The organism is Saccharothrix isguenensis (assembly GCF_052936305.1).
The window spans coordinates 3,230,326-3,242,441 of the sequence record NZ_CP193626.1 but is presented as its reverse complement, the minus strand read 5'-3'; the positions used below and the strand labels follow the sequence as shown (position 1 = coordinate 3,242,441).

General features: G+C 72.4%; 1 protein-coding gene and 2 pseudogenes. All 3 read right to left on the bottom strand.

Features of this window, described 5'->3' with window-relative positions:
* Positions 1-28: 28 nt before the first annotated feature.
* Complete coding sequence (locus tag ACRAKI_RS15170; protein WP_447008427.1) at positions 29-6,604, bottom strand: type I polyketide synthase; 6,576 nt, start codon at positions 6,602-6,604, stop codon at positions 29-31.
* A gap of 77 nt (positions 6,605-6,681) precedes the next feature.
* A pseudogene (locus ACRAKI_RS15165) lies at positions 6,682-8,931 on the bottom strand (SDR family NAD(P)-dependent oxidoreductase); the annotation flags it as partial.
* A gap of 102 nt (positions 8,932-9,033) precedes the next feature.
* Positions 9,034-12,060: pseudogene (locus ACRAKI_RS15160) on the bottom strand (type I polyketide synthase); the annotation flags it as partial.
* Between the last annotated feature and the right edge of the window lie 56 nt (positions 12,061-12,116).

The following is a 12,116-nucleotide window of genomic DNA, read 5'->3' as shown; positions in this document are numbered from 1 at the left end:
CTCATGCCAGGCTTTCTCGCGTCTTGGGTCATGACACGTCTTCTTGGGCCATCCGGATGAGCGCGTCCACGTCCAGGTCGTCGATCGACTCGACGTCCTCTTCGGTCGAGTCGTCGGCCTCGTCGCCGTCCGCCAGGTCGAGCAGGGTGTCGAGCAGTCCAGCCTTGCGCAGCCGTCCGATCGGGATGGAGGTCAGCACGTCGCGGATCTGGTCCTCCTCCGACCGCCGTTCGGTGGTCGGCTGCGCGGCGTCCGGCATGGCGATCGGGATCAGGAACCTGGTCACCGCGAGCGGGTTCGGGTGGTCGAAGACGAGCGTGGTCGGCAGCCGCAGGCCGGTGGCCTGGGTGAGCCGGTTCCGCAGCTCGACGGCGGCCAGCGAGTCGAAGCCCAGCTCCTTGAACGCGCGGTCGGGTTCGATGGCGTCGAGCGAGGCGTGCCCGAGGACGGACGCGACCTGCGCGCGGACCAGGTCGAGCGCGACCCGTTCCCGGTGGTTCGGCGCGACGCCGGCCAGTCGTTCGGCCAGCGAGCCGCCCGCGGACTCGACCCGTCGTGCCGGTGCGCGCACCAGCCCGCGCAGCAACGCGGGCAACATGCCGGACCGTGCCTGCCCCCGCAGTGCGCCGAGGTCGAGCGGGATCGGCACGAACAGCGCCTCGTCCAGCTTGCGCGCCTGGTCGAACAGCTCCAGACCGAGCCGGGCGGACAGCACGCCGAAGCCCTGCCGTTCCAACCGGGCGATCTCGTTGTCGTCCAGGTCCCCGGTCATGCCGGTGGCGTCGCCCCACAGGCCCCACGCCAGTGACGTGGCGACCAGGCCGCCCGCGCGGCGCTTGGCGGCGAGCGCGTCGAGGAACGTGTTCGCCGCGGCGTAGTTGCCCTGGCCGGGGTTGCCGATCTGCGCCGCGAACGACGAGAACACGACGAACTCCGACAGTTCCATGCCCTCGGTCAGCTCGTGCAGGTGCAGTGCGGCGTCGATCTTCGGCCGCATCACCCGTTCCAGCCGCTCGGGCGTCAGCGACTCGATCAGTCCGTCGTCCAGCACACCGGCCGAGTGGATGACCCCGGTGAGCGGGTGCTCCAGCGCACCGAGGAGCGCGGCGACCTGGGTGCGGTCGGACACGTCGCACGCCGCGACCGTCGCCTCCGCGCCGAGCGACGCCAGCTCGGCGACCAGCTCCGGCACGCCCTCGGCGGCCGGGCCGCGCCGGCTGACCAGCAGCAGGTGCTTGGCGCCGTGCCGCTCGGCGAGGTGCTTGGCGAACAGCGCGCCGAGACCGCTGGTGCCACCGGTGATCAGCACCGTGCCGTCGGGGTCCGGCGGCGCGGGGACGGTGAGCACGACCTTGCCGGTGTTGCGGCCCTCGCGCAGGAACCGGAACGCCTCCCGCCCGCGCCGCACGTCCCACGTGCGGATCGGCGAGTGGTCCACCGCGCCCTGCTCGAACAGCGCGACGACCTCCAGCAGCATCTGTTGGATGCGCTCGGGTCCGGCTTCCATCAGGTCGTAGGACCGGTAGCGCACGCCCGGGTGGTCGGCGGCCACGGTCGCCGGGTCGCGCAGGTCTGCCTTGCCCATCTCGATGAACCGGCCACCACGCGGCAGGAGGTCCAGCGAGGCGTCCACGAACTCGCCCGCGAGCGCGTCCAGGACCACGTCGACGCCCTCGCCGCCGGTGACCTCGAGGAACTTCTCGCGGAACGCGAGGTCACGCGAGGAGGCGATCCGCTCGTCGGGGATGCCGAACCCCCGCACCGCGTCCCACTTGGGCTTGCTCGCGGTCGCGAAGACCTCGACACCCCAGTGCTTGGCCAACTGCACGGCCGCCATACCCACACCGCCGGCAGCGGCGTGCACCAACAGCCGTTCACCGGGCTTCAGACCGGCCAGGTCGACCAGCCCGTAGTACGCGGTCAGGTAGACCACCGGCAACGCCGCCGCCTCGGCGAACGAGAAGCCCTCGGGCATCGGCACGATCGTCTGCCGGTCCGCCACCGCGACCGGGCCGAACGCGTCCAGCACCAGGCCGAACACCCGGTCGCCGATCGCGAGGTCGGTCACGCCGGAGCCGACCTCCAGCACCACACCGGCCGCTTCGCTGCCCAGGGGCGCGTCGCCGGGGTAGAGGCCGAGAGCGATCAGCACGTCCCGGAAGTTCAGGCCCGCGGCCCGGATCCCCACCCGCACCTCGTCGACGCCCAGGGGCCGCTCCCCCGACGACGGCATGATCGCCAGGTCCTCCAGCGAGCCCTTGCGCTTGCTCGCCAGCCGCCACGCGCCACCGGTCGACTCCGCGGCGGCCCGTCCGAGCCTCGGCGCGAGCAGACCACTGGCGCGCACCGCGACCTGCGGCTCGTCCAGCCCGACGACCGTGGCCCAGTCCGGCTCTTCGCCTTCTCGGCCCTTTCCGTCCTTTTCGCCGTCTTCGCCGTCGAGGTCCACGAGCAGGAACCGGCCGGGGTGCTCGGACTGCGCGCTGCGCACCAAGCCCCAGACCGGCGTGACGGCCAGGTTCGCGGCTTCGTCGCCCACCGCGACACCGCGCCGCGTCACCACGACCAGTCGTGCGTCGGTCAGCGACTCGCAGGCCAGCCACCGTTGCAGCAGGTCGAGCGTCCGCCCGGCGACCTCACGGGCCGCTGCGGCGTCGTCCGACTGCGCGGTGGGCTCGATCGTGACGAGCACCGCGTCGGGCACCGTGGCACCGCCCGCCAGCGCCCGCTCCAACTCCGCGAGATCCGCGTAACGCTCGCCCGCTGCCGACATCCCGCCAAGAACCGCGATCTCCGCCGCTCCGGACGGCTTCACGTCCTGGACCGTGACCCACTCGACCTGGAACAGCGCGCGCTGCTGTCCGCGTTGCGCGCCTTCGAGTTGGGCCTGGTCGACCGGGCGGACCGCGATGGTGTCGACCGCGACGACCAGCGACCCGGTCTCGTCGACCACGTCGATCCGCATCGCGGACTCGCCCGCCGGGCTGATCCGCACCCGGACCCGCGAACCGGACGGCCGCTGCCCCAACCGCACCCCGGACCACGAGAACGGCAGGTCCGCACCGGACCCGGCCTCCTTCTCGATCAGGCCGCCGTGCAGGGTCGCGTCGAAGAGCGCAGGATGAAGAGCGAACCCCCGCACCACGGCACCGAGATCACCCGAAAGTGAACCCGGCGTCGGGGATGAAGGGGAAGCCGGATTTTGTTGCCGGGAAAGAGGAGATGTGGCGCCCCCGCCCCCGGTGTCCTCGGGCAGCACGACCTCGGTGTACAGGTCCTCACCGGACCGCCACGCCGCGCGCACGCCCTGGAAAAGCGGGCCGTAGTCGTAGCCGACCTCGGCCAGCCTGGGGTACAGCGAATCGACCGCGAGCGCCCGCGCGCCCGCCGGCGGCCACGCCGCGGGGAACGGTACGGACGGTTGCGCGTCGGCAACGAGCCACCCGCGTGCGTGGCACGTGGTCTCGCGTTCGCCGTCGGCTCCGGCGGCCTCCGGGCGCGAGTAGATCGCCACCGGCCGGCGGCCGTCCTCGTCCGCCGGCGCGACGGTGACCTGCACCTGCCGCGCGGCGTCGTCGGTCAGGATCAGCGGCGCTTCGAGCACGATCTCGTCCACCACCGGGCAGCCCGCCTGGCGACCGGCGGTCAACGCCAGTTCGACCAGCGCGGCCCCGGGCACGATGACCATGCCGAACACGGCGTGGTCCTGGGTCCACGGCTGGGCCTCGGCCGACATCCGGCCGGTGAACAGCCACTCGTCCCGGTCGCCGACCTGCACCGCCGCGGCCAGCACCGGGTGCTCCAGCCGCCCCAGACCGGCAGCGGCCGGGTCACCGGACACGCCGGGCACCAGCCAGTACCGCTGCCGCTGGAACGCGTACCTCGGCAGGTCGACCCGCCGCGCGCCGCTGCCCGCGAAGAACGCCTTCCAGTCGACCGGGACACCGGCGACGTGCGCCTCCGCCAACGACGTCGCGAACCGCTCGGGCCCGCCTTCGCCCCGACGCAGCGTGCCGACCGCGGCAACCCGTTCGGCCGCGTCGAGGTCCTGGATCGTGTCCTCCACCGACATCGTCAGCACCGGGTGCGGCGACATCTCGATGAAGCAGTTCACCCCGTTGCCGATCAACGCCCTGACCGCGGGCTCGAAACCGACCCGGCCGCGCAGGTTGCGGTACCAGTAGTCGGCGTCCAGCTCGGCGGTGTCCACAAACCCGCCCCGCAGGGTCGAGTAGAACGGGATACCGCCGGAGCGCGGCGCGATGGGCGCGAGCACGTCCAGCAGTTCGGTTTCGATCGCCTCGACCTGCGCCGAGTGCGACGCGTAGTCGACGGCCACCTTCTTGGCCCGGATGCCGTCTGCCGTGCAGGCCTCCACCAGCCGGTCGAGCGCACCGGGATCACCCGCCACGACCACCGCCGCCGGGCTGTTCACCGCCGCCACGGACACGCTGCCGCCGTACGGCTCGATCAGCTCCTCGACCCGCTCCACCGGCAGCGCGACGGACACCAGCCCGCCGTGGCCCGCCAGCCGCTCACCGATCGCACGGCTGCGCAGCGCCACGACCCGTGCGGCGTCCTCAAGGGACAGACCGCCCGCCACGTACGCCGCCGCGATCTCGCCCTGCGAGTGCCCGACGACGGCCGTGGGCACGACGCCGTAGGACTGCCACAGCCGGGCGAGGGACACCATCACGGCGAACAACGCGGGCTGCACGACGTCCACCCGTGCCAGCGAAGGCGCGCCGGGCGCAGCGCGCAGCACGTCCTCCAACTGCCAGTCGACGTGCGGGGACAACGCCTTGCCGCAGGCCGCGACCTCCTCGGCGAAGACCGGCGAGGAGTCCAGCAGCTCCACCGCCATCCGCTCCCACTGCGCTCCCTGACCCGGGAACACGAACACCGCCTTGCCGCCGATCACGTGCCCTTCGAGCACGTTCGCCGCCGGCTCCGCCGCGCTGAGCGCCTTGAGCCCGGTCAGCAGCTCGCCGCGATCACCTGCCACGACCACCGCACGCCGTTCCAAGTGCGCACGGGTGGTCGCGTACGAGAAGCCGGTGTCCAGCAGGGAAAGTTCGGGCTGGGCGATCAGCAACGCCCGCAGCTGGTCGGCCTGCTCGCGCAACGCCGCCTCACCGCGCGCGGAGAGCAGCACCGGCACGGTCGCAGGAGGCACGGCAGCGGACAGCACCGCCGCCGAAGGCGCGGAAGGCTCTGCGGACACCGCCTCGATCGGCGGTTCCTCCAGGATGACGTGCGCGTTCGTGCCGCTCACGCCGAAAGACGAGATCCCGGCGCGGCGAAGGCGTTCACCGGCGGGCCACGGCTCGGCCTCCGTCAGCAGCCGCACGTCACCGGCGGTCCAGTCGACGTTCGGCGACGGCGCGTCCACGTGGAGGGTGCGCGGCAGCACTTCGTGCCGCATCGCCATGACCATCTTGATGATCCCGGCGACTCCGGCCGCGGCCTGGGTGTGGCCGATGTTCGACTTGACCGAGCCGAGGCGGAGCGAACCGTTCTCGCGCTCCCGCCCGTAGGTCGCCAGCAGCGCCTTGGCCTCGATCGGGTCACCGAGGGGCGTCCCGGTCCCGTGCCCTTCGACGGCGTCCACGTCGGCGGCCCTCAGACCCGCGTCCGCGAGCGCCTGCCTGATGACCCGCTCCTGGGACGGACCGTTCGGCGCGGTGAGGCCGTTGCTCGCGCCGTCCTGGTTGACCGCGCTGCCGCGGATCACCGCGAGCACCTTGTGCCCGTTGCGCCGCGCGTCGGACAGCCGCTCCAGCACCAGCAGCCCGGCGCCCTCCGCCCAGCCGACACCGTCGGCGGCGGCGGCGTACGCCTTGCAGCGCCCGTCCGGCGACACACCGCGCTGGCGGCTGAACTCGATGAAGACGCTCGGCCGCGCGAGCACCGTGACGCCGCCGACCAGTGCGATCGAGCACTCCCGCGCCCGCAGCGACTGGCTCGCCAGGTGCACTGCGACGAGGGACGACGAGCACGCGGTGTCCACGCTGACCGCCGGGCCCTCGAACCCGAACGTGTAGCTCAACCGTCCGGACGCGACGCTGCCGGCGGAGGCGATCGTCAGGTAGCCCTCGATCTCGGGACGCCGGTCGCTCTGCCCTGCGACGAACCCGTAGTCCTGGTACATGACACCGCAGAACACCCCGGTGTCGCTGCCGCGCAGGGACGTCGGGTCGATTCCGGCGTCCTCGAACGCCTCCCACGCCGACTCCAGCAGCAGCCGCTGCTGCGGGTCCATCACCACCGCTTCACGCGGGCTGACGCCGAAGAACTCCGCGTCGAAGTCACCAGCGCCGTCGACGAAACCGCCGCCGCGAGCGTACGACGTGCCGGTGTGGTCCGGGTCGGGGTCGTAGAGGTGCTCGACGTCCCAGCCGCGGTCGCCGGGGAACTCCGCCGCCGTGCCGATGCGGCCGTCCGCCACGAGCTGCCACAGCTCGTCCGGCGACATCACGCCGCCCGGGTAGCGGCAGCTCATGCCGACGATCGCGAGCGGCTCGCTCGCACGGTCCTCGTACTCGGTGAGCCGCGCGCGGGTCTCGCTGAGGTCGACGGCCATCTTCTTCAGGTACCGGACCAACTTCTCCTGCTGCGGGTCGGTTTCTCCACCGCTCATAGCCATGTCCCTCGGGCGATCCGGGCTTGCGGTCGCACTCGTCATGACGCGCCGAACTCCGCGTCGATCAGCTGGAAAACCTCGTCCATCGTGGTCGCCGCTTCGATCCGCTCGGTCGCGAGCTGAGGACCGTCGGTGAGCGCGGCGAGGAGCACGCGCAGCCGTCCGGCCACCCGCTCCTTCTCCGCGTTCCCGATCGTGGCGATCATGCCTTCGAGCTTCGTGAGCTCCTGCTCGACGGGCGCTTCCGGTGCGTCACCGTCGATCTCGGACAGGAGCAGTTGTGCGACCGACGCCGATGTCGGGTGGTCGAAGACCAGGGTGGCGGGCAGCCGGACGCCACCTGCCTGGTTGAGCCGGTTGCGCAGTTCCACCGCGGACAGCGAGTCGAACCCGAGGTCCTTGAACGCGCGTTCGGGCTGGACGCTGTCGGGTGACGGGTGGCCGAGGATGGCCGCGACCTGCGCCCGCACGAACTGGAGCACGACCGCTTCCCGTTCGGCCGGCTGCACGCCCGCGAGTCTCTGTGCCAGCGACACGTGCTGCTCGACGCGGCGAGCGGGCACGCGGACCAGTCCGCGCAGCAACGCCGGAAGCGTGCCCGTCCGTGCCCGCACCCTCAGCGCACCGAGGTCGAGGCGCACCGGCGCGAGCAGCGCCGTGTCGAGCCGCCGGGAGTGGTCGAACAGCTCCAGCCCCAGGTCGGTGGACAGCGGTTCCACGCCGGTCCGCGCGAGCCGCGCGATCTCGGCGTCGTCCAGCGTGCCCGCCATGCCGGCCTCGCCCCACAGGCCCCAGGCCAGGGAACTGGCCGCCAGTCCCGCCGATCGCCGCCGGGCCGCGAGCGCGTCCAGGAACGTGTTCGCCGCCGCGTAGTTGCCCTGCCCGGGGGTGCCGACCAGGCCGGTGATCGAGGAGAACAGCACGAACGCCGCCAGGTCCATGCCCTCGGTCAGCTCGTGCAGGTGCAGCGCGGCGTCGACCTTCGGCCGCATCACGCGCTCCAACTGCTGCGGGGTGAGCGAGTCGACCACGCCGTCGTCCAGCACACCGGCCGCGTGCACCACCGCCGTCAGCGGGTGGTCCAACGACCCGATCAGGTCGGCCACCTGGCCGCGATCGGTCACGTCGCACGCCGCGACCACCGCACGCGCGCCGAGCGCGTCCAGTTCGGCGACCAGCTCGGACGCACCTTCGGCGGCCGGGCCACGCCGGCTCACCAGCACCAGGTGCTGCACACCGTGCCGGGAGACCAGGTGCTTCGCGAACACCGGACCCAGGCCGCCGGTGCCACCGGTGATCAGGACCGTCCCGTCCGGGTCCAGCGCCGACAGCGGTTCGGCGGGCTCACCCGCCGGGATCAGCCTCGGCACGAGCACGCGTCCCTCGCGCACCGCCACCTGCGGCTCGTCCAGGCCTGCCACCGCGTCCCAGTCCGGGCCGTCGGCAGTGTCGACGTCCACGAGCAGGAACCGGTCCGGGTGCTCGGACTGCGCACTGCGCAGCAGACCCCACACCGGTGCCAGCGCGAGGTCGGGGGCATCGTCGCCGACCGCGATGCCGTGCCGGGTGACCACGGCGAGCTTCATCTCCGCCGACAACGGGTCGGCGAGCCACCGCTGCACCAGTGCCAGCGTGTCGCGGGCGACCCCGTGAGCCGCCGCAACGAGCTCGCCCGCCGCCGCCTCGATCCGCGCGACGACCAGTTCCGGCGCCTGCGCGCCGGTGTCCAGGGCTGCTTCCAGCGCGTCCAGGTCGGCGTAGTCGTCTCCGCCGAGGACCGCGATGCGGACGGGGCCGTCACCGTTGCGGCTCGCGGGCGTGACGGGCGTCCACGTCACCTCGAACAGGGATGTCGGACCGCGCCGCGTGCCTTCGAGCTGTGCCGGGTCCACCGGGCGGACGACGAAGGCGTCGACCGACGCCACGGACTCGCCGAGCTCGGACGTGATGTCGATGCGCAGCGCCGAGTCGCCCGCCGGGGCGATCCGGACCCGCACCCGCGTGCCACCGACCAGGCCGGGACGCACGCCCGACCACGAGAATGGCAGCCCGACCGGTGCGCCCAGCTCCAGGTCCAGCAGCACGCCGTGCAGCGCCGCGTCGAACAGCGCCGGGTGCAGGTCGAACCCCGCCCCGCCGGTGCCCTCGGGGAGGACGACCTCGGTGAAGACCTCATCGCCGGACCGCCAGGCGGACCGCAGGCCTTGGAACATCGGGCCGTAGTCGTAGCCGATCTCGGCCAGGCGCGCGTACAGCCCGTCCACCGCGATCGGTTCGGCGCCTGCGGGCGGCCACTCGACCGGGAGCCACGACGGCACGGTGGCCTCGGCGTCCGCGGCGAGCGTTCCGCGCGCGTGGCAGACGGCGCCGCGTTGGTCACCGGTTTCCGGGCGCGAGTAGATCGCGACGTCGCGCCGGCCGTCCTGGTCCTGCTCGCCGACGGTGACCTGCACCTGGACCGCCGCGTTGTCCGGCAGGACCAGCGGCGCCTCCAGGACCAGTTCCTCCAGCCCCTGGTTGCCCGTCTGGCGGCCGGCGGCCAGGGCCAGCTCGACCAGGGCGGCGCCCGGCACGATCACCATGCCCAGCACGACGTGGTCGCGCACCCACGGCACGGAGTCCTGCGACATGCGCCCGGCGAACACCCACTCGTCGCGGTCGCCGACCGGCACCGCCGCCGCGAGCACCGGGTGCTCCAGCCTGCCGAGACCCGCCGAGGCGGGATCGGTCGCGCCGGCACTGGACGGGAGGAAGTAGCGCTCACGCTGGAACGCGTAGGTCGGCAACTCGACGCGCCGGGCGCCCGTGTCCGCGTAGAACGACTGCCAGTCGATCGAGGCGCCGGCGATGTGCGCCTGGGCCAGGAAACCGGCGAACGTCTCCGACTCGGCGTGCCGGGCGCGCATCGTCGAGGCGAACACGAGGTCGTCGTCGTCCAGCGACTGGCGGGCCATCGCGGTGAGCACGCCGTCCGGTCCGAGCTCCAAGAACTTCGTCACGCCCTCGGCTTGGAGGGTGCGGACGCCGTTCATGAACCGCACCGGCTGCCGGACGTGGTCGACCCAGTAGCCGGGGTCGGTCAGCTCCGACGACACCGGCTTGCCGGTCACGTTCGACACGACCGGGATGCGAGGCGCGGTGAACGTCAGGCCCTCCGCGACCTGGCGGAACTCCGCCAGCATCGGATCCATCAGGTGCGAGTGGAACGCGTGGCTCACCCGCAGACGCGTGGTCTTGCGGTGCGCCCACTGCGGCAACCACTCGTCCAACGCGTCCAGACCACCGGACACCACCACGGCTTGCGGTCCGTTGACCGCCGCGACCGACAACCGGGCTTCGAAACCGGCAAGCGACCCGACGACCTCGTCCTCGGTCGCCTGCACCGCCACCATCCCGCCACCAGCCGGGAGTCCACCCATCAACCGACCACGCGCCACCACCAACGTGCACGCATCGGCCAGCGACAGCACACCCGCCACGTGCGCCGCAGCCAACTCCCCCACCGAATGACCGATCAGGAAGTCGGCACGCACACCCAGCGACTCCACCAACCGGAACAGAGCCACCTCTACCGCGAACAACGCCGCCTGCGTGAACTCCGTGTCGTTCAGCAGAGCAGCCTCAGACGAACCCTCGGGAGCCTCCAACAACCCCTTCAACGACCGACCCAACTTCGGGTCCAACTCCGCACACACCTCGGCCAAAGCCTCGGCGAAACGCGGGAACGAAGCCGCCAACTCCACGCCCATACCCGCACGCTGAGCACCCTGACCCGTGAACAGGAACGCCGACTTGCCGCCGACGTACGCCCCCTGCTGCACGCCTGGTCGCCCCTCGGCCAGCGCCGACAGCCCCTCCAGCAGACCGTCCCGATCCGAGGCGACGACCGCCGCGCTGAGGTCGAGCCGGGCCCGCGCGGTGGCCGCCGTGAACGCCACGTCCAACGGCGTCAGCTCCGGCTGGGTGAGCAGGTGGGCGCGCAGGCGATCCGCCTGCGCGCGCAACGCCACGTCGCTCTTCGCCGACACCAGCACCGGCACCGCGGGAAGGCTGCGGGACGCGCCGGCATCCTCTGCGGGTTCCTCGGCGGGCGGCTCTTCGATGATGACGTGCGCGTTCGTGCCGCTGACCCCGAACGACGACACACCCGCACGCCTGGGTCGGGTCGACGCGGGCCACGGCGAGGGCTCCGTCAGCAGCGACACCTGACCGGAGTCCCAGTCGACGTGCGGCGTCGGCGCGTCCACGTGCAGCGTGCGCGGCAGCACCCCGTGCCGCATCGCCATGACCATCTTGATCACGCCGCCCACACCGGCCGCGGCCGACGTGTGCCCGATGTTCGACTTGATCGACCCCAACCGCAGCGGACCGTTGTCCCGTTCACTGCCGTAGGTGGCCAGCAGCGCCTGGGCCTCGATCGGGTCACCCAACCGGGTGCCCGTGCCGTGGCCCTCCACCGCGTCGACGTCCGCGGGCGACAACCCGGCGTTCGACAACGCCTGACGGATCACCCGTTCCTGCGACGGACCGTTCGGCGCGGTCAGACCATTGCTCGCGCCGTCCTGGTTGACCGCGCTGCCGCGCACCACACCGAGGACCCGGTGGCCGTTGCGGCGGGCGTCCGACAACTTCTCCAGCACCAGCAGGCCGAGACCGTCGGAGAACCCGGTCCCGTTCGCCGCCGCCGCGTACGACTTGCACCGCCCGTCCGGCGCCAGACCGCGCTGCCGGCTGAACTCCGTCAGCACGAACGGCTCGGCCATGACGGTGACGCCGCCGACCAGCGCCAGCGAGCACTCCCCCGACCGCAACGCCTGGGACGCCAGGTGCAGCGCCACCAACGACGACGAGCACGCCGTGTCCACCGACACCGCAGGACCTTCCAGCCCGAAGCTGTAAGCCACCCGACCGGACACCACGCTGTTCGTCGTGCCGGTCAGGCGGAAGCCCTCCACCTCCGGCGTCGGCGCGCCGTACTCCATCGTCATGACGCCGCAGAACACGCCGGTGTCCGAGCCGCGCAACGACGTCGGGTCGATCCCGGCGTCCTCGAACGCCTCCCACGCCGCTTCCAGCATCAACCGCTGCTGCGGGTCGGTGGCCAACGCCTCACGCGGGCTGATCCCGAAGAACCCGGCGTCGAAATCGCCGATGTCCCGCAGGAAGCTGCCGCTGCGCATGTAGAGCGTGCCGGGCCGTTCCGGGTCCGGGTCGTACAGGCGCTCCAGGTCCCAGCCCCGGTCCTCGGGGAGCCCGGACACGGCGTCACGGCCTTCGTCGACCAGCTGCCACAGGTCGTCCGGTGAGGTCACACCACCGGGGTACCGGCAGCTCATCCCCACGATCGCCAGCGGCTCGACGTCGCGGTCCTCCAGCTCGCGCACCCGCCGGTTGGCGGTGCGCAGTTCGCCGGTCACCTTGCGCAGGTACAGGCGGAGCTTCTGCTCGTCAGTCATCGTGCCGCCACCGCGCG